This is a genomic window from Pseudomonas syringae group sp. 26L6 (genome assembly GCF_032587815.1).
GTDB lineage: Bacteria > Pseudomonadota > Gammaproteobacteria > Pseudomonadales > Pseudomonadaceae > Aquipseudomonas > Aquipseudomonas amygdali.
In genome coordinates, this window is the sequence record NZ_JAWHPJ010000018.1 from 157362 (window position 1) to 176122 (window position 18761).

The following is an 18761-nucleotide window of genomic DNA, read 5'->3' on the forward strand; positions in this document are numbered from 1 at the left end:
AAGCCCGCTCCCGGCTGGAGTGATTCCAGCACAGAGAAGCGGGCTTGTCGGTTTCAGACTTTAATTTTCAGGCCTTAGCCGTGGTTTTTGCCCAGCAGTGCGTGATACAGCTCGGTATCCCCGAGAATGCCGACCACTTTGTTGCCGTCCTGCAGGACCAGCTTGTTGCCGGTCTGGTAGCGGATCTGCAATGCGTCGCGCATGCCGATGTTGGAGTGCACCAGGGTAGGGCGACGGTCGAGCGTGCCGACGTCCTGGCCGGGGGTCCAGTTCTGCAGATCGAGGGGCGTAGCACCTTGCCGTGCGCCCTTGATCACATTGCCTTCGGCCAGGTCGAGCCATGAGTCGCCGCTCGGGTCCAGGCACACCGAATCGTTGACGTGCGTGCACTCATCGACCGTGCGCATCAGGCTGCGACCACACAGCACGTTCAGTGGGTTGGTGTGTGCAACGAAGGTGCGCACGTATTCGTCTGCCGGATTGAGCACGATCTGCTCTGGCACGCTGTATTGCACGATGCGGCCATCTTTCATGATGGCGATCCGGCTGCCGAGCTTCAGGGCTTCATCCAGGTCGTGGCTGACGAAGACGATGGTCTTGCTCAGCTTGCTTTGCAGGGCCAGCAGTTCGTCCTGCAAGCCTTGGCGGATGAGCGGGTCAAGCGCCGAGAACGGTTCGTCCATCAGCAGAATGTCGGCATCCATTGCCAGTGCGCGGGCCAGCCCGACTCGCTGCTGCATGCCGCCGGACAGCTCGTCCGGTTTCTTGTTGCGCCACTGTGTCAGGCCCACCAGCTCGAGCTTTTCATCGACCAGCTTGCGTCGTTCCTTTTCCGGGCGACCCTGCATTTCCAGGCCGAAGCTGATGTTCTCGCGTACTGTCAGCCAGGGCATCAGGGCGAACTTCTGGAAGACCATCGCAATGCGTTTGGTGCGCATCATTTTCAGTTCGGCCGCGCTGCAGTTGGCGATGTTGATCTGCGAGCCTTCATGCTCGACGAACAACGAGCCACGGCTGACGGTATTGAGGCCGTTGATGCAGCGCAACAGGCTGGATTTACCCGAGCCGGACAAGCCCATCAACACGCAGATTTCGCCTTTCTCGATGTCCAGACTGGCGTTCTCGACGCCGACGATCTGCCCGGTTTTCTTCAGAATCTGGTCACGCGTGAGGCCTTCGTCCAGCAGCTTGAGGGCTTCACGCGGGTCCTTGGAGAAGATGACGTCTACCTTGTCGAATTTGATGATACTCATGCGTCGGACCCTACCTTGGCTTCGGGTTGTTTGCAGATACGGTCGAGCATGATGGCCAGCAATACGATTGCCAGACCGGCTTCGAAGCCGAGCGCGATATCGGCTGTGTTCAGTGCGTTGACCACGGGTTTGCCCAGACCATCGGCACCGACCAGCGCGGCAATCACCACCATCGACAACGACAGCATGATGCACTGGGTGATCCCGGCAGCGATGCTGGGCATGGCGTAGGGCAGTTCGATACGGGTCAGCAACTGGCGGCGCGACGAGCCGAAGGCCTTGCCGGCGTCCAGCAATTCCTGGGGTACATCGCGGATGCCCAGATACGTCAGGCGAATCGGTGCAGCAATGGCGAAGACCACGGTCGAGATCAGGCCGGGCACTACGCCCAGACCGAATAGCGTGAGTGTCGGGATCAGATAGACGAACGTGGGAACAGTCTGCATCAGATCGAGCAATGGCCGGATGATGGTGTAGAACAGCGGCTTGTGCGCGGCAATGATGCCCAGCGGCACGCCGATGACGACACACACCAGCGTGGCGAAGAGCACCTGCGCCAGGGTTTCCATGGTTTCCTGCCAGTAATGCAGGTTGAGGATCAGCAGAAACGAAAGGATGACGAAAACCGTCAGGCCCCACTTGCGCTGGATGAAATGCGCGAGGGCGGCGATAAGGCCGATCAGTACGAATGGATTGAACCAGGTCAGCGCGAAAGTGAACCCGTGGATCATCATTTCCAGTGTCGAGGCAATCGCGTCGAAGTAGTCGGCGCCGTTGGCCGTCAACCAATCGACAAATGCGGCGATGTACTCGCCCAGAGGGATTTTATGGTCAGTCAGCATGATTTCGGGTGTCCGCTTGCGGAAGGTGAAGAGGGCAGCAGGCGGGTCAGCCCCGCCTGCTGTCGGCTTACTGGGTCAACTTGGCTTTGGCTGCCTCCAGGCCTGGCTTGCCATCGACGGTGGTCACGCCGGCGAGCCAGGTGTCGAGTACTTGCGGGTTTTTCTTGATCCACGCCTTGGCGGCGGCATCAGGCTTCATTTTGTCGTCCAGGACGTTGCCCATCAGGGTGCTTTCCATGTCCAGTGTGAAGGACAGGTTCTTGAGCAACTGACCTACGTTGCTGCATTCCTGACTGTAGCCTTTGCGGGTGTTGGTGTAGATGGTCGCCTGGCCATAGTTGGGGCCGAAGAAGTCATCACCGCCAGTCAGATATTTCATCTTGAAACGCGTGTTCATCGGATGCGGTTCCCAGCCGAGGAACACGACGTCGTTTTTGCGTTTCACGGCGCGGTCGACCTGCGAAAGCATTGCGGCTTCGCTGGACTCTACAACCTTGAAGCCTGCATCTTTCAGGCCGAAGGCGTTCTTGTCGATCATGCTCTGGATCAGGCGATTGCCATCATTGCCGGGCTCGATGCCGTAGATCTTGCCGCCCAGTTCCTTCTTGAATTTGGCGATGTCGGCGAAGTCATGCAGGCCTTTGTCGTAGAGCGCCTGAGGCACTGCCAGGGTGTACTTGGCGTTCTCCAGGTTGGCACGCACGGTTTCGACAGTCCCGGCTTCGCGATACGGCTTGATGTCGTTTTCCATGGTCGGCATCCAGTTGCCGAGGAACACGTCCATGTTCTTGCCGTCGGCCAGCGACTTGTAGGTCACCGGTACGGAAATCATGGTGGTCTTGGTCGTGTAACCCAGGGACTCGAGTACGGCGCTGGTGACCGCAGTAGTAACGGTGATATCGGTCCAGCCTACGTCGGAGAAGTTGACCGTATGACAGGCCTCTGGCTCGGCTGCCTGAGCAAGCACCGGCATACAGAGCGTAGCGGCCAACAGCAACGATTTGGAACCTTTCATGGGTGGACTCCTGTGAATTTCTTCTAGTCATCAGCAGGTGAACGCTGACGCGGCTTATGGGTTGGCGAGGCTTTTCGCGAAGCTCCATCACTGCGCCGGGCGATCGAGTCGGAACCGATCATGTAACAGGGAAAATCAAACGCCTACAGGGGGCGTCGTATCCAGTGCAGGAGGCGTCGTATCCAGTGCGCGCAAGGTCGCTTACAGATTCGTTGCATCGTACACACGCCCGGTTGCAGTGTTGGGACTGCTGAAAAACGGCCAGTACGTTACACAGTCGCTGCGCAGGTCGGCAGCGGTCGGTTGGCAGGTCGGTGCCTGCGCGAACGCGGTCTTTTGGAGGGGGGTAACGCCGACAAGTTCATTATCGGGTCAGCCCGTGCGGTCGTGTCGTCAGGTCTGACAATCACTTTTGATGGCTGCGCGGTTTTTGATCACACGCCTCGATGGCCGCCACCTTTTAGCGCGAAAACCCGCTGACGACCTGATTTTTCAGGGCGTGCCTTGAGTAGCACTTGGGGCACGTCTAGCCCCATGGCGTTTCCCCGTGTGCTACCGAATTGCTCATCAGGAGTGCGGCCAGCGCGCCTTGGCGTCGCAAACAGACACTCGGGTCGCTGCTGGATAGACACTTCGCGACGTCGTTTTCAGGTGTTGTTGAATGGCTGATCAATTTCCGGCATGGGATTTGCGATGTCATCACAAAGCCCATCAATGAAGAGGGCTATAAGAAGAGCCTGTCCTGGGGCCAACCAATGCCATATGTGAGGAGATAGTGTGATGACATCGTTCAATCAAGGGGCCCAACCTCAGAACCGCGCGCCACAATCCATCGGCTTTCTGCTGCTGGATAACTTCACCCTGATCTCCCTCGCATCGGCGGTAGAACCTCTTCGTATGGCTAACCAGCTATCGGGCCGCGAGTTGTATCGCTGGACCACGCTGAGCGTGGACGGCGGTCAGGTGTGGGCCAGTGACGGTTTGCAGATCACACCGGATGCCGCCATGCACAAGGCTCCGGCACTCGATACCGTCATCGTCTGTGGTGGTGTCGGCATTCAGCGCACCGTGACGCGTGAACACGTGAGCTGGCTGCAGAGCCAGGCACGTCAGTCACGTCGCCTCGGCGCGGTGTGCACCGGCAGTTGGGCGCTGGCGTGTGCCGGCTTGCTGGATGGCTTCGATTGCAGTGTGCATTGGGAGTGTCTGGCTTCAATGCAGGAAGCCTTTCCACGCGTGTCGATGAGCACCCGGCTGTTCACCCTGGACCGTAACCGCTTCACCAGCTCGGGTGGCACGGCGCCATTGGACATGATGCTGCACCTGATCAGCCGCGATCATGGTCGTGAGTTGTCGGCCGCGATTTCCGAGATGTTCGTCTACGAACGCATTCGCAACGAACAGGATCATCAGCGCGTGCCGCTCAAGCACATGCTGGGTACCAATCAGCCAAAGCTGCAGGAAATTGTGGCGTTGATGGAGGCCAATCTTGAAGAGCCGATCGACCTTGACGAGCTGGCGGTGTACGTCGCCGTGTCGCGCAGGCAGCTAGAGCGACTGTTCCAGAAATACCTGCACTGCTCGCCGTCGCGCTACTACCTGAAACTGCGCCTGATCCGCGCCCGGCAACTGCTCAAGCAGACACCGATGTCGATCATCGAAGTGGCGTCGGTGTGCGGCTTCGTATCGACGCCACACTTCTCCAAATGCTACCGCGAATACTTCGGCATTCCGCCGCGTGACGAGCGCGTGGGTTCCAACACCGCGCAACAGGTCGCCATGATGCCGATCCCGCAGGCAATGGTGCTCGCCCCATTGTCCGGACCGATGTCGGCGTTGAGTCAGGCGCGTAATGAATCGACGTTTGCGAGTGTGAGGCTTTAGTCGCCCTACGCCACAAGAGGACGCGGAGCGTCCGGAAAGGCATGCGACGCGGAGCGTCGCACGATAGTCGGGATCCAGCGTGGTATGCAGTTCGCGACGCTCTGCGTCGCAAGAGGACACGGAGCGTCCAGAACGGCGTACTGACGCGGAGCGCCGGCACGCCAGTTGAGTTTTCGTGTGTTTACAGTGCGAAGCGCGACACCATGCTGTTGAGGTCCACGGCCAGGCGGGATAGCTCGGTGCTGGCCGCGCTGGTTTGATTGGCGCCGGTGGTGGATTGTGCAGACAGGTCGCGGATGTTGACCAGGTTGCGGTCCACTTCGCGAGCGACTTGCGCCTGCTCTTCGGCAGCACTGGCGATGACCATGTTGCGTTCGTTGATCTCTTCGACTGCAACGTTGATGGTGTTCAGCGCCAAGCCCGCGCCTTTGGCGATGTTCAACGTCGATTCGGCGCGTTCGGTGCTGTTGCGCATCGAACTCACTGCCTGCTCCGTACCGCTCTGAATGCTACCGATCATGCGTTCGATTTCACTGGTCGATTGCTGCGTGCGGTGCGCCAGGGCGCGGACTTCGTCGGCGACTACAGCAAAGCCACGCCCGGCTTCACCAGCGCGTGCAGCCTCGATGGCGGCGTTGAGGGCGAGCAGATTGGTCTGGTCTGCCAGGCCGCGAATCACGTCCAGCACCTTACCGATATCACGCGATTCACTGGCCAGGTTGATGATCAGTTCAGCCGTACCTTTCACATCGCCGCTCATGCGTTCGATGGCGCTGACGGTTTCCTGAACCAGATCACGACCGTCGCCAGCAGATGTCGCAGCATTGCGAGACGCTTGTGACGTGCTGACGGCATTGCGCGCGACTTCTTCCACGGCGCTGGTCATCTCGTTGACTGCGGTTGCAGCCTGCTCGATTTCGTTGTTCTGCTGCACCAGCCCGCGTGCGCTTTCGTCGGTGACAGCATTGAGCTCTTCAGCAGCCGAGGCCAGTTGCGTGGCCGAACCGGAAATTCCCTGCAACGTATCGCGCAGCTTGTCCTGCATGGTTTTCATGGCCAGCAGCAAACGACCGGCTTCATCGGTACCGTCGATCTGGATCGGCCGGGTCAGGTTGCCTTGTGCGATGGTTTCCGCTGCATGCAGAGCCGTGGCAATCGGCGTGGTAATACTTTTGATCAGCATCCAGGCAAACACGATGGTCAGCAGGGTGGCAGCGATCAACAGTCCGACGACCAGATTGAATGCCGAATCGTACTCGCTGGACGCATCCTTCTTCACCTGGTTCAACTGAGCCGTGTTGAACTCCACCAGTTTGCTGAGCACAACATTCATCTGGTCGGAGTTGTTGAGCATTTCGTTATTGAGCAGGCCCTGCAATTCATCGATCTTGTTGGCGCGAGTCAGGGTCTTCAGGCGCTCTTCAAGCTGGCGATATTGTCCCAGCAGTTGTACGTACTGGCTGTAAAGATTGCGCTCGTCGGGATCGCTGATGAGCTTCTCGTAAATCGCCTGAGCGTCAGTGATCTGCTTGTTGCGCATCGCCATCAACTCGATGGTTTTCTGCTGGGTTTCCGGGTCGCGGTTGACCAGCAATCGATAGGACAGAACGCGCAAACGAATGCTGACTTCAGCGAATCGGTCAAGGCTCTTGATGCTCGGCACATTGTTGTCGGCCAGCACTTCAGTGGCGCCACGGATCTTGCTCATCTGAGACAGTGCAAATACACCCAGAATCAACATGAGTATGCCGATCATGGCAAATCCAAGAAACGCTCGGGGCGCGATGTTCATATTTCGCAGGGACATAGAAAGCTTCCAGGGTCAGGTACGCAATCCATGCGATTTAACGGTGAAGGGAATGCAGTGAATGGCTGCCTATCGGTCATGCGACTAACGTCTTGAGTCAGTAGGCACTAAATATTGACGACTTATTACTGACGGTTATCTTTGGATATGGCTGACATTCGCGCAAACCCTTGAAAAGACTGGGTTGGGGAGGGTTAGGGTGATGTCAGTTTGCCCATTGCCTGTGCGCATTTGTCGCAGTTCGGGGCGGTCTGACGAACAGCAGGAACCGGATTCCGAATACGTAGTCACAAGCCCCCTACGCGTCTACGTTATGGACATGTCAACGTCATGACAGATCAGTATCAAAGCCTGAGCGCTGGCATGCGCAGCGACTTTTCTTTATCGTACGCGCCCGTTGAAATTTGCTCGAGAAATCAAAATGTTGGAAGCCTCCCTTAGCCAATTGGAACAACTTGTCGGTGATCTGGTGCAACAGAACCAGGCCCTTCAAGACACAAATGCACAGCTCGGTGCCGAGCTGGCAAAAGCCAAGGACGAGAACGAGAACTTGCAACTGAGCCTGATGGAGCAGGAAGAGAAGCAGGGCAGCACCGCCGCCCGTATCCAGGCACTGGTTGATCGCGCGACCAGCGCAAGCGCTGTTGGCGCATGAACGTCGATGGCAACGGTGTAACCGTTCTCACCATTCTGGGTAATGAGTACTCGGTCAAAGCCCCTGCCGGTGAAGACCTGACCCTCATGAAGGCCGCGGCGATGCTCAACGCGTCGTTGGCCGACACCAAGCGCAAATACCCGACGTTGATCGGTGACCGTCTGCTGGTTCTGGCAGCGCTGAACCTCTGTTCGCAGCAAATCGAGCTTGAGCAATTGCACAAGGTCGAGCTCAAGCGTTACCGCGAGCAGGTCGACGCGACGGTGGATGTAATCGCCAAGACCATTTCCCAGAGCTAAGTGCAGGTCGCAGTCAAAACGAGTGCGATTGCTTGCGTCTGCGCCATTGCCCGAGTCGCTCCTCCAGTAGCCGCGGGCTGTCGATCTGCTGACGACGGGCGTGGCTGAACAGGATCAGCGCCAGCTCTGCGGTGACCAGTGCATCAGCGCTGGCGTTGTGACGCTCTTCGGCATGCAGGCCAAAAAACTGCGTCCAGTCGTCCAGCCCCGCGTGACGCAGGTTGGCTTGTTCACAGAGCATCGGGGCTATTTCTGCGGCATCGAAAAACGGATGCCGCAAGCGGTAGTCCAGGCTTTCTTTCAGTGCGCGCGACAGCATGTGCTGATCGAACGGCGCATGAAAACCCAGAATCGGGCTTTCGCCGACGAACTCCATGAAGTCCAGCAACGCCTCGGCCGGCTCGCAGCCCGCGGCAATCGCACTGGGCGCCAAACCATGAATAAGCACGGCCGGGCTGACCTTGTGGTCGACGCGCAACAGCGTACGCTCGAACTGTTGACCCAGATCGATGGCACCGTCTTCAATTACGACCGCACCGATGGACAGCACTTGATCGCGGTTCATGTTCAAGCCGCTGGTTTCAAGGTCCAGCACGACCCAGCGCTGTTGGCGCAACGGCTTGTCGCTGAGGTTCGCGCAGACCGGCAGCTTTTTGAGGCGATCCAGGTGATGCGCTTGCAAGGGTGTCTTTTTCGCGCGCGGCTTGAGCCATTCGAACAGGTTCATAGTTGATAACGCAGGGTCAGGCTGGTTTGCAGTCGCTGCGCCTGGCGAAATGATTCGCGCAGAATGCGTCTGTCCAGATGGTTGAGCGTGTCAGGGTCGATGCGGTTGGAGTAAGGAAGGTTCTGGCGGCTTTGCAATTGATGTTGCTGCATGCGGGTCTGCTGAATGAAGTGGTACGCCTCTTCATACGCAGCGCCATCCAGGGGGTCGATGACTTCACGTTCGACCAGTTGGCGCAGGCGTTCCTGGGTATTGTTGACGCCGACACCACTGGCAAGCGCCAGCAGGCGCGCACCGTCGACAAAGGGCGTCAGGCCTTCGGTCTTGAGGTCCAGGGTGTCTTTTTCGCTGCCTTTGCGCGCCAGGACGAAATCCTTGAAGCGGCCCACCGGCGGCCTTTGGCGCAGTGCGTTCTCGGCCATCATGCGCTGGAACAGCTTGTTGTCTGCTACCTGATCAAGAATGCCGCGGCGCAGTTGCTCGCCGCCGCTCTCATCGCCCCAGACCACGCGCAGATCGAAATAGATACTCGATGCCAGCAGGTTCTCCGGAGTTGCCTCGCGGATAAAGGCTGCAAAGCGCTGTGACCACTCGAGCCGGGACAGGCACAGGTCGGGGTTGCCGGCCATGATGTTGCCCTTGCACAGGGTAAAACCGCACTGTGCCAGGCTCTGATTGATACGCTCGGCAATCGGCAACAATAACGTGCGGATCTGCTCTGCCTCCGCCGCATCGCTGGCTTCAAACAGAATGCCGTTGTCCTGATCGGTATGCAGCGTCTGCTCGCGACGGCCTTCGCTACCAAAGCACAGCCAGCTGAATGCAATGCCGGGGTCGCCATTTTCTGCAAGTGTCAGCTCGATCACGCGGCACACGGTGTGGTCATTGAGCAGGGTAATGATCTGGGTTATCTGGGTCGAAGAGGCACCATGGGCCAGCATGCGGTCGACCAACTGGACGATATCGCCCCTCAAACCGGCGAGCGCCTCGATACGCGGCGCATTGCGGATGGTCCGCGCCAGGTGGACCAGGTCGACCCGTTGCAAGGAAAACAAATCGCGCTCCGATACCACGCCACACAATCGCCCGTCTCTGACCAGGCACACGTGGGCGATGTGACGTCCGGTCATGGCGATGGCCGCGTCGAATGCGCTGGCGTCCGGGCTCAGATGGAACGGCGACAGGCTCATGGTGTGTCTGACCGGCGCGCTGAAATCGGCATTCACATCGGCAACTGCCTCACGCAGGTCGCGCAGGGTAAAAATCCCCAGCGGGGCCTGCTGCTCGTCGACAATCACGATGCTGCCTACCTGCTGTTCATGCATCAGTTTCACCGCGTCGCGCATGGGTGTTTCAGGGCTGCACATCACCGGGTGACGCATGGCCAGTTCGCCCAGACGTGTATTCAGGGAATACTGCGTGCCCAGGGTTTCAGCGGCGCGCTGCTGGACCTGCTGATTGACCTGATCCAGCAGGCTGCTGACGCCGCGCAGGGCAAAGTCGCGAAACGTTGTGGAAAGCGCGAATAGCTTGATGAACGCCTGCTTGTTCAATTGCAGGCAGAAGGTGTCTTCTGCAGCCAGGTGTTCAGTGCGAGTGGCACGCTCGCCCAGCAGGGCCGCAAGTGGAAAACACTCGCCAGTGGTAATTTCAAATGTTGTTTCTGTGCCGCCTTTGGCAGAATGCGGACGTTCACCGACGATTCGCCCCTGCTTGACGATGTAAAAGTGCTCTACCGGGCCATCGCCAGGCTTGATGATGCTTTCATCCGCAGCATAGAACCGGAGCTGACACTGCTCTACGAGGTACGCCAGATGCGCGTTTTCCATCTGGTTGAAAGGCGGGAATTTTTGCAGAAACTGCATGGTGCCGTGTATGTTCTGTAGCACGGCTGTCTTGCCTGCCTGGGTGAAAGCATCTGCCTTGCTCATGGCCTGTTCCGCGTTCTTGTTATTGGTGCTCATGGTCGGCCGCTTGCAGCCAGGTGCCCATTGGACGTAAGTCTTACGCTTGAACCGAGTGACAGTGCCGTGCCTGCTGCGGCGTAACTGATTTGACGAACGCAATGGATTGCGAGCGGAGACTGGCCAGGATGCCGACGAAATGCATCGCAGATTTATCCATATCTGCTGTCGGATTAGTTCAGGGAATGATGAGACTGCAATGATTGACCACGACATTTTGAGCGATGAAGAGCGCAATGCCCTCCATGAGGTCATGCTCACGCCCGCCCGTGACGCACCGCAACGAGTTCTGATCGTCGATGACGACAGCGACGCGCGCGAGCTGCTGGCCGAAATTCTGAGCCTCAATGACATCAGTTGCATGACCGCACCCGGTGGCGACAGCGCGCTCGAAATGATCCAGACGCGTCAGTCCATCGGACTGCTGATTACCGATTTGCGCATGGCACCTTTCGACGGGCTGGACCTGATCCGCAAGGTAAGGGAGTCGGATCGCGCCGAACTGCCGATCATTATCGTCTCCGGCGATGCCAACGTGCGCGATGCCATCGATGCCATGCACTTGAACGTGGTGGACTTCCTGCTCAAGCCGCTTAACACCAAGCAGCTGGTGAAGCTGGTAAAGCGTGAGCTGGGAATGAATTGACGCGTTAGTCGTGCAGTTGAATGACCAGCGTGTCGATCCCCGTTTTCACGGCGGCGGAAACTGCGCTGCAGTGCGCTGACCGTCGATATTGGAGAGCTTCTGCCAACGCAGCAGGTTACGCCAGCCGACAACGGTTGAGTCCCGTGCCCGTTCACGAACGATCAACACCAGTGGTCGCCAGGTTTCTTTGGTCAGCAAAATATCGTCAATGGCCTGCTGGGCCTTTTCCGCTGCCTGCACATCCCCGCGCTGCAAAGCCACAGCCTGAATGCCGCGATAGCCGTCTATTTCGGCGCCTGCCCGGCCCTTCATCGAGTAATTGACGTTGTACTGGCAATACTTGCTGTCCTTGCCCAGACGTTTGATTGTCGCCTCGAAAGCGTCAAGGTGTATAGCCGCGCGCAGGCGGTTGTCGGGGGTGTTTTTGTTGCCTTTCTCATCCGGCTCCAGTGTTTCGATGCAACGCATCAACCACAGATCGCGGTTGGCGGTGATTTCGGCCTGCATGTCGCGCGGCGTGGAGTAGTGCCGGTCCAGATCGGCGTCCTGTTTGTCGCCAATCAGGAAGGGCGATATTTCGTTCTTTTCCAGCGCCCAGGCCAGGTCTCGGGACACGCCCAGTTGCAAACCCAGCCCCTGACCCTGAACCCCATGGTTGGCACCTTTTTTTGCTGACGTGGCCGAGCTGGCAATCGGCGCGAAGTTCAGGTTGGCGGTGACCCCCGCCCGTTGCTGAGCAGTGTCACCCTTGGCGCCGACAACGCTGATGAATCCGCCGGTTTCCGTACGTGTTTCCTTGATTCGATCCGCTTCGACGTACACCGAAGGTTCCGGCGTCAGGGTTTGAGAGGCATCGCTTGCGCCATCCTTGAAACGTACCGCCGGGACGCGCAATGCCATACGCGCCGCGACGTTGCGGGTGCTGGACGTCGCATCTATCTGGCTGACAGAGACCTCCGGGTTACGCGCCAGTATGGCTTCCAGCGGCCCGGCGTAGCGCTGGCCCTTTTGCGGGTCGATGATGTCCCAGCGGACCATGCTGTCCAGCGCGGTCAGCATGTTGCCGCGCATTTCATCGTCCTTGTGACGGGTGCGGAAAAAGCGCATGAGGGTCGAGCTGGTTTGGGTTTCCTGAGCGGTAAAGCGGCCAGTGAGCGCAGCCTGTATCCCCACACCCTCTGCAACCGCGCTTCCTGCCGCCACACCGATGGTGACCTCGGCGGCTTCGGTTCGTGCTTTGCCGAAGGACATTTCCATCCCCAGAATCGGCATGAACACCTGGGCAAACGCTTCGTCACTGCGAGATTTCTCTGCCGAAAAGATCGGTGACACGATGGGCGATATCAAGCTGTAGGGCAGCGACGGCAAGCCTACGCCCAGCGTGCCTCCGCCGCCCAGCCGAAGCCGGTCGCGCAGGCGGCTTTCAAGAATGAACGGCTTGAAAAACGTCACAATGTCGCTTTTCTCGCTCAAATGCCGGGTTTTCAGCAGTTTTATCGCCGCGTTCAAGTCCTGATCAAGCACCTCTTCGCCAGACTGAGCAGGTTGCAGCGCTGGCGGCAATATCTCGCGCAGGTGCTCATCGACGCGATTGATTGCCTCGTAGACCGACAGCTTGCTGTTCGCCAGTTCGCTGTACAGCGGCGGCAGTTCGATGTGCTGAGCTTTGTGCAGTACGTTGACTGCGCGCTTGCCGTTCGCGTCCGGCTTATCCCATATCTGTGATAGCCGCTGCTGTTGAACGCGGGCCTTGAGCAGGCTTTGCATCGATTTGCCATCGCGATTTTTAAGCGTCACCTGCGACAGGTGAGTGCCTTTCTTTTCCAGAGATTTGAGGTGATCGAGCAGGGCGTGGGCGGCCGAGATTTCAAGTTGCAGTCCTGGTGCACCCTTGGCGTTTTTCAGGGTTTCTTCCAGCATACTGATACGCGCAGAAATCACCTGATCAACCTGCTTTCTGGGCGATTGCAGGCCCATGCTTTCGCCCACCGAGTAGGCCCGATCCAGCGTCGATTTAGCAAAGGGTGTTTTGTTCAGCGTGGGGACCAGGCGGCGTGGTAACGAGCTTTTCGCTGGGGCAGTTGCTGTTGCTTGCTCCGGGGTATTGGCCGCCACGGCGCGCATGACCCATTCCATCGTCGCTTTTTTCAGGCGCTGGTCATGCTGCGCATAGGGCGTGCCGGGAGCGTTGCTGAAATAACCGTTACGAACCGCGTTGAAGGCGGCGTGATCAACATCGTCGAACGACTTCTCGTCTCCATCCAGCTTGCTGCGCGCCACCTGTTTGGCGGTTTGCAGCCATGCCTTGACCTTGCCGTCGGGCTCTTTCTGCTGCGCTTCATCGGCATTCCAGAACACGCGCAAAGGCTTGGCCCGCTCGGCCACGATCGGTGCAGTGCCATCGCTGGAGAGCACTTGCAGCATTTCCATGCCACGCGGCACAGTTGCCAGTTTTCGACAGAGGTTGAGCGTGTCCTGCTGAATGCTATTGTTTGTGGCGCTGCGGGTCCTGACCGACTTCGACATTTCTTCGGCCACGCGTGGCCAATGTTCCAGTGGGTGCTGGCTCAGTACGTCGAGCACACGGTTGGCACGTGTGGCGTCATTGCCCGTCACGTCTGCCAGCGCCGACGTTATTACCTCGATAACCGCGAAAGCTGGCAGCGATGTGGGTGGCGGCGTGCCTTGCAGGCGATCGCCGATACGTTGCAGGGCCGCTTGAATTTCATCCGCACCGGTTGCTGCAAAAGCGTGCGCTTGACTGATCTGACTGGCGAGGTACTGCTCGCGGACGTTCTTGAGAGCGGTTTTATCGATTCGTTCTTGGACCTCGCCCTCTGCAGGCGTGGTGACCTGGTCTGATGCGGGCAGTTTCTGATCAAGTGTCTTGAGTGCAAAGCGCTCGTCATTGACGATCGCGATTCGCTGATGAATCTCGCCCAGCTCGTCGTTCAGGCGCGCAACATCGGCATCGACCCGCACCAGTCTTTTTGCCAGTTGCTGATGTGTTTGCATGGCCTGTGAACGCGTTGCAAGCGTCTGTCCAATGGCGGTGTCCAGCCTGTCGGCTTCGTCTGACCCTTCGGGCGTCTCCTGTCGCTGGGCGCGCAACGCAGAAAGCTGCATATTGGCGTGCGCGGCCGTGTGCTCGGCCGCGGTCATGTCGTGATCGAGTGAAATCAGCTCACGAGTCTCTGCCACCTTGATTTGCAGTTCGATTTCGATGGCAGCGTGCCGGTCGGCGAAACGGACATCCAGCGCCTGCATGCGTGTGCGCAACTCGCCCAGCCACTGCTGAGAGAACTCGGCTTTCTGTTTAACCTGATCCTGCCCCTCACTCAGCGCGCCCAGTTGCAGTACTTCTGTGCCCTGAATCAGCTCCCGAAGTTGCTGGCTGGCCAGGCGGGTGGTGGAGCCGGCCTGTTGAACGCGAGCCCTGGCATGGTCCAGTCGTTCGGTCGACGTGGGTGGAGTGACCTGTTCGAGCGATTCAAGATGCTCGCGCGCAGCGACCAATGCGAGGGTGGCTGTGGCGAGCACCTTGCTCTGATGATCCAGCCGGGTGCTCAACTCTTTCACCGCCGCTGCGATGGTTTCAGGGCTTTGCTGTGAGTTATCGGCCTTGGTCTTGGCGTTGCTGCCATTGCTGGCAACCTCGCGTAGCGAGGCAGGCTTTAGCCACGGAAAAATCCTGGTGGTAATACCCCTTACCGTTGAAGGGGCGGGGCGCTCCCAGAGAGACGTTGGCGCCGCCTTCAGGTGGGTCAGCGCCGAATCGACCATGCGCTGCAGTTCATGCGCTTCTTTTAGCAACGGATCGTGTTTCTCCTCGCTCGATAGGTGCTCACCTTCCTCCGGAATCCCGCTGCGCAAGGGCCGGTTTAAAGTACGACCGGTGCCGGGAATACCGAGACTGAAATTGGTCTGACGCTCGGAAAGCTTGCCAGCGATGCGCGTCTTCAGCCCGTGAGCTTGCTGAACACCTGGCGCTGATTTAGGTGCAGCAGGATTGGCGACTGGCGGAGGCTCAGTCGGTCTTGCCGTGACAGACGGTACTGCCGGCTGCGACGAAGATCCTGTTTCCAGAGGTACAACCGGGGTAGCAGAACGAGTATTGATTCTTAAGGTCATGAGCGGGCTCCATCGGCTCAGATATCAAGTTCGACAGATCAATACAGGTGGTGGTAGTAATCGACACTGCACATTCGGTGGTGCGTAAAACGTGTTTGAAGGGCTGTCGCCATGACGCCAAGAGGCTGCAGGCGACACTTCTTCAAACTGCCAGGGCGGCACGGGGAAGGCGTGTTTGCTCGGCGGCATAACGGGGGCTACGTTGCTGACTCGCGGTTTGCTTCCGTTGGTGAGTCAGCCGTGGCAGGTGCCTGAAACGTTTCCCTGCTTGAACGGGAGGTTTTCGGACCTGTCTGGATGGGTGGTCGATATGTGGATTCGGTTCCGCTTTTATTTTGGTACGCGCGAGGATGGGTGAAAGGTTGTCAGGGATTCAAGGAATGGCAGGTTGATCACCGACGCAATCAGAGACGTTCAGTTGGAAAGTATCTGGGGTATTCGAACAAAAAACGCGATGTTTACTCATCACCTTCCCGAAGAGGCAGCAAGCTGCCTCTCAGGTCCGATGACTAAAATCCTTACATTCCTTTTTTGGCCTTGAACTCACGACGGCGACGATGCAGTACCGGCTCGGTATAGCCGTTAGGCTGTCGCGTACCTTCGATCACCAGTTCGACGGCTGCCTGGAAGGCAATGTTGCTGTCGAAGTCTGGCGCCAGCGGGCGATACAGCGGGTCATTGGCATTCTGGCGATCCACGACCGGTGCCATGCGCTTCAAGCTTTCCAGCACCTGAGCTTCGCTGACAACGCCGTGACGCAGCCAGTTGGCCATGTGCTGGCTTGAGATGCGCAGCGTTGCGCGGTCTTCCATCAGGCCGATGTCGTTGATATCCGGTACTTTCGAGCAACCTACACCCTGATCGATCCAGCGCACCACGTAGCCGAGAATGCCCTGTGCGTTGTTGTCCAGTTCGTTCTGGATTTCTTCGGGCGTCCAGTCGGTGTTCGGCGCAAGGGGAATGGTCAGAATGTCATCCACCGATGCCTGCTCGCGTTGAGCCAGTTCGGCCTGACGAGCGAATACATCGACCTTGTGGTAATGCAGGGCGTGTAGCGCAGCCGCTGTAGGCGAGGGCACCCAGGCAGTGTTTGCGCCAGCCAACGGGTGAGCGATTTTCTGTTCCAGCATGGCGGCCATCAGGTCGGGCATGGCCCACATGCCTTTGCCGATCTGTGCGCGACCTTGCAGGCCGCATTTCAGGCCGATGTCGACGTTGGAGTTCTCGTAGGCACTGATCCATTTCTCGGCTTTCATCTGCGCCTTGCGCACCACCGGGCCCGCTTCCATCGAGGTATGGATTTCGTCACCGGTGCGGTCGAGGAAGCCGGTGTTGATGAATACCACGCGCTCGCTGGCTGCCTGAATACAGGCTTTGAGGTTGACCGTGGTACGGCGCTCTTCGTCCATGATGCCGACTTTCAATGTGTTGCGCGGCAAGCCCAGCACCTGCTCGATACGCCCGAACAGTTCGTTGGTAAACGCGGCTTCCTCCGGCCCGTGCATCTTCGGTTTGACGATGTACATCGAGCCGCTGCGGCTGTTGCTGCGCGAGGTATTGCCGTTGAGGTTGTGGATCGCAGCCAGACTGGTCAACAGGCCGTCGAGAATACCTTCCGGCACTTCATTGCCATGCTTGTCGAGAATCGCGTCGATGGTCATCAAGTGACCTACGTTACGAATGAACAGCAGCGAACGACCGTGCAGCGTGGCTTCGCCGCCTTGTGGCGTGGTGTAGACGCGGTCCGGGTTCATGGTGCGGGTGAAGGTTTCGCCGCCTTTGGACACCGATTCCGCCAGGTCGCCTTTCATCAGTCCCAGCCAGTTGCGGTAGACGACTACTTTGTCCTCGGCATCGACGGCTGCAATGGAGTCTTCGCAATCCATGATGGTGGTCAGCGCGGCTTCCATGAGGATGTCTTTCACGCCTGCCGCATCGGTTTGGCCAACCGGGCTGGAAGCGTCGATCTGCAATTCGAAATGCAGGCCATTGTGTTTGAGCAGCACGGCGAACGGCGCTGAAGCCTCACCCTGAAAACCCACCAGTTGTGCATCGTCGCGCAGGCCCGTGTTGCTGCCGCCCTTGAGGCTGATGACCAGTCTGCCGTCGATCAATTTGTAAGCAGTCGAATCAACGTGCGAGCCAGCCGCCAAAGGGGCTGCCTGATCGAGGAATGCGCGGGCGAAGGCGATCACCTTGTCGCCACGCACCTTGTTGTAGCCCTTGCCTTTCTCCGCGCCGCCTTCTTCGCTGATGGCATCGGTGCCATAGAGCGCGTCATACAGCGAGCCCCAGCGGGCATTTGACGCATTGAGCGCAAACCGTGCGTTCATTACAGGCACGACCAGTTGCGGTCCGGCCATGGTGGCTATTTCTTCATCGACGTTTTGCGTGGTGATCTGGAAGTCCGCTGCTTCTGGCAGCAGGTAGCCGATCTCCTGAAGGAAGGCTTTGTAAGCCGAGGCGTCGTGAGCCTGTCCGGCGCGCGATTGGTGCCACGTGTCGATCTGCGCCTGCAATTCATCTCGTTTGGCGAGCAGTGCCTTGTTCTTTGGCGCAAGGTCGTGGATCAGTTGGTCCGCACCCGCCCAGAACGAAGTGGCGTCGATACCGGTTCCGGGTGTGGCTTCGTTCTGCACGAAGTCGAACAGGACTCTGGCGACTTGCAGGTCACCGACTTGAACGTACTCAGTCATTGCACTTGCCTCACTCTGCTCAGCAGGGTCGAGCACACTCGGGGAGCGCTCTGTTATTGATCTTGGTGTCATGTAGTGCGAGATTCTGGATACTACATGAGCCGCCGTTGCGTGAAAACGTCGCTGAATATGTCATTAAACGACTGGATATTCATATCGGGTCACGATGATATTCATTGTGTTCCCAAAAGCGCTCGGGATTGTTCCATAAAGCATGGCAAACGGTACACGATTTACCGCGCGCGGGCTGCCTTCGGGGCTGTCTATACTGGTGCGACCGACGCCGTTTTCAAATCACCTGCACAGAAAGAGGAATTGACCGTGGATCATCTCGTCGTAACGTTGGTTGCTCCCGACAAACCGGGTCAGGTCGAACGTATCGCGCAATGCATCGCCGAGCAGGGCGGTAACTGGCTGGAAAGCCGCATGTCGCGCATGGCCGGGCAATTTGCCGGGATCCTCAAGGTAGGCGTCGAGCCGGAAAAGTACGATGACCTGATCAAAGCGTTGAACGCCCTGTCGGCCCATGGCATTCGCATGCTATTGGCTGAAAGCGTGATAGAGACAACCGCCCCGACTCAGTTGATCAGCATGCAACTGGTCGGTAACGACCGCCCCGGCATTGTGCGCGACATCACCCGCTTGCTGGCCGGGCAGGGTGTCAACGTTGAACACTTGATCACCGACGTTTCTCCTGCGCCCATGAACAGCGAGTTGCTGTTCCACGCCGATGCAGTGCTGGGCGTACCGGTGGGCTTGTCGCTGGATGACCTGCAGGCAGGGCTTGAGACCCTGGCTGATGATCTGATGGTAGAGCTGGTGTTGGGTACTGAGGACTAGAT

The 18761-nt window shown here is 58.4% G+C and carries 13 protein-coding genes and 1 pseudogene; 5 read left to right on the forward strand and 9 right to left on the reverse strand.

Annotated features, from left to right (window positions below):
- Window positions 1-74: 74 nt before the first annotated feature.
- The 3 genes from choV to RYA97_RS08375 all read right to left on the reverse strand — a co-directional run bounded on the left by choV (window position 75) and on the right by RYA97_RS08375 (window position 3110).
- A complete protein-coding gene (gene choV / locus RYA97_RS08365; RefSeq protein WP_002555600.1) occupies window positions 75-1253 on the reverse strand; it encodes a choline ABC transporter ATP-binding protein in 1179 nt (392 codons plus the stop codon).
- Entirely contained in the window at window positions 1250-2098 is an 849-nt protein-coding gene (gene choW / locus RYA97_RS08370; RefSeq protein WP_170846044.1) for a choline ABC transporter permease subunit, read from the reverse strand. The genes choV and choW overlap by 4 nt, the downstream gene beginning before the upstream one ends.
- A 64-nt stretch (window positions 2099-2162) precedes the next feature.
- Window positions 2163-3110 carry a choline ABC transporter substrate-binding protein gene (locus tag RYA97_RS08375; protein WP_002555598.1) on the reverse strand — a complete coding sequence of 316 codons (948 nt, stop codon included), beginning with the start codon at window positions 3108-3110 and terminating at the stop codon, window positions 2163-2165.
- Window positions 3111-3890: 780 nt separating this feature from the next.
- On the opposite strand from RYA97_RS08375, the gene RYA97_RS08380 reads away from it, so the two are divergent.
- Window positions 3891-4994, forward strand: a complete 1104-nt coding sequence (locus tag RYA97_RS08380) for a GlxA family transcriptional regulator (protein WP_002555597.1) — start codon at window positions 3891-3893, stop codon at window positions 4992-4994.
- Between the two features lie 181 nt (window positions 4995-5175).
- On the opposite strand, the gene RYA97_RS08385 is transcribed toward RYA97_RS08380, so the two are convergent.
- Together RYA97_RS08385 and RYA97_RS26445 are read right to left on the reverse strand one after the other, a co-directional pair.
- Window positions 5176-6306, reverse strand: a complete 1131-nt coding sequence (locus tag RYA97_RS08385) for a methyl-accepting chemotaxis protein (protein WP_404940567.1) — start codon at window positions 6304-6306, stop codon at window positions 5176-5178.
- Window positions 6307-6801 (reverse strand): annotated as a pseudogene (locus RYA97_RS26445) (MCP four helix bundle domain-containing protein); the annotation flags it as partial.
- A gap of 421 nt (window positions 6802-7222) precedes the next feature.
- Here RYA97_RS26445 and RYA97_RS08390 point away from each other — a divergent pair.
- Entirely contained in the window at window positions 7223-7456 is a 234-nt protein-coding gene (locus RYA97_RS08390) for a hypothetical protein (RefSeq protein ID WP_002555595.1), read from the forward strand.
- Window positions 7453-7755 (forward strand): cell division protein ZapA, encoded by a 303-nt coding sequence (locus RYA97_RS08395; protein ID WP_005735052.1) that lies wholly within the window; start codon window positions 7453-7455, stop codon window positions 7753-7755. The genes RYA97_RS08390 and RYA97_RS08395 overlap by 4 nt, the downstream gene beginning before the upstream one ends.
- Before the next feature lie 13 nt (window positions 7756-7768).
- On the opposite strand, the gene RYA97_RS08400 is transcribed toward RYA97_RS08395, so the two are convergent.
- Window positions 7769-8482 (reverse strand): PolC-type DNA polymerase III, encoded by a 714-nt coding sequence (locus RYA97_RS08400; protein ID WP_005744060.1) that lies wholly within the window; start codon window positions 8480-8482, stop codon window positions 7769-7771.
- Entirely contained in the window at window positions 8479-10413 is a 1935-nt protein-coding gene (locus RYA97_RS08405) for a putative nucleotidyltransferase substrate binding domain-containing protein (protein ID WP_005781137.1), read from the reverse strand. Before RYA97_RS08405 ends, RYA97_RS08400 begins: the two co-directional genes overlap by 4 nt.
- Window positions 10414-10645: 232 nt before the next feature.
- Between RYA97_RS08405 and RYA97_RS08410 the strand changes: the two genes are divergently transcribed.
- Window positions 10646-11092, forward strand: a complete 447-nt coding sequence (locus RYA97_RS08410) for a response regulator (protein ID WP_002555590.1) — start codon at window positions 10646-10648, stop codon at window positions 11090-11092.
- 45 nt (window positions 11093-11137) lie between these two features.
- Here RYA97_RS08410 and RYA97_RS08415 read toward each other — a convergent pair whose 3' ends face one another.
- Together RYA97_RS08415 and RYA97_RS08420 are read right to left on the reverse strand one after the other, a co-directional pair.
- On the reverse strand, window positions 11138-14875 hold the full coding sequence (locus RYA97_RS08415) for a type III effector (protein ID WP_198661912.1): 3738 nt from the start codon (window positions 14873-14875) through the stop codon (window positions 11138-11140).
- Window positions 14876-15741: 866 nt separating this feature from the next.
- Entirely contained in the window at window positions 15742-17919 is a 2178-nt protein-coding gene (locus RYA97_RS08420) for a malate synthase G (RefSeq protein WP_117140550.1), read from the reverse strand.
- Window positions 17920-18240: 321 nt separating this feature from the next.
- Here RYA97_RS08420 and RYA97_RS08425 point away from each other — a divergent pair, with 321 nt between their 5' ends.
- Complete coding sequence (locus tag RYA97_RS08425) at window positions 18241-18759, forward strand: glycine cleavage system protein R (protein ID WP_117140564.1); 519 nt, start codon at window positions 18241-18243, stop codon at window positions 18757-18759.
- Window positions 18760-18761: the final 2 nt, after the last annotated feature.

Bases quoted from the DNA above. Each gene is read 5' to 3' on its own strand.
- RYA97_RS08395 (WP_005735052.1), top strand. From the start codon at position 7,453: ATGAACGTCGATGGCAACGGTGTAACCGTTCTCACCATTCTGGGTAAT.
- RYA97_RS08410 (WP_002555590.1), top strand. From the start codon at position 10,646: ATGATTGACCACGACATTTTGAGCGATGAAGAGCGCAATGCCCTCCAT.
- RYA97_RS08375 (WP_002555598.1), bottom strand. From the start codon at position 3,110: ATGAAAGGTTCCAAATCGTTGCTGTTGGCCGCTACGCTCTGTATGCCG.
- RYA97_RS08400 (WP_005744060.1), bottom strand. From the start codon at position 8,482: ATGAACCTGTTCGAATGGCTCAAGCCGCGCGCGAAAAAGACACCCTTG.
- RYA97_RS08420 (WP_117140550.1), bottom strand. From the start codon at position 17,919: ATGACTGAGTACGTTCAAGTCGGTGACCTGCAAGTCGCCAGAGTCCTG.
- RYA97_RS08380 (WP_002555597.1), top strand. From the start codon at position 3,891: ATGACATCGTTCAATCAAGGGGCCCAACCTCAGAACCGCGCGCCACAA.
- choV (WP_002555600.1), bottom strand. From the start codon at position 1,253: ATGAGTATCATCAAATTCGACAAGGTAGACGTCATCTTCTCCAAGGAC.
- RYA97_RS08405 (WP_005781137.1), bottom strand. From the start codon at position 10,413: ATGAGCAAGGCAGATGCTTTCACCCAGGCAGGCAAGACAGCCGTGCTA.
- RYA97_RS08390 (WP_002555595.1), top strand. From the start codon at position 7,223: ATGTTGGAAGCCTCCCTTAGCCAATTGGAACAACTTGTCGGTGATCTG.
- RYA97_RS08415 (WP_198661912.1), bottom strand. From the start codon at position 14,875: ATGGTCGATTCGGCGCTGACCCACCTGAAGGCGGCGCCAACGTCTCTC.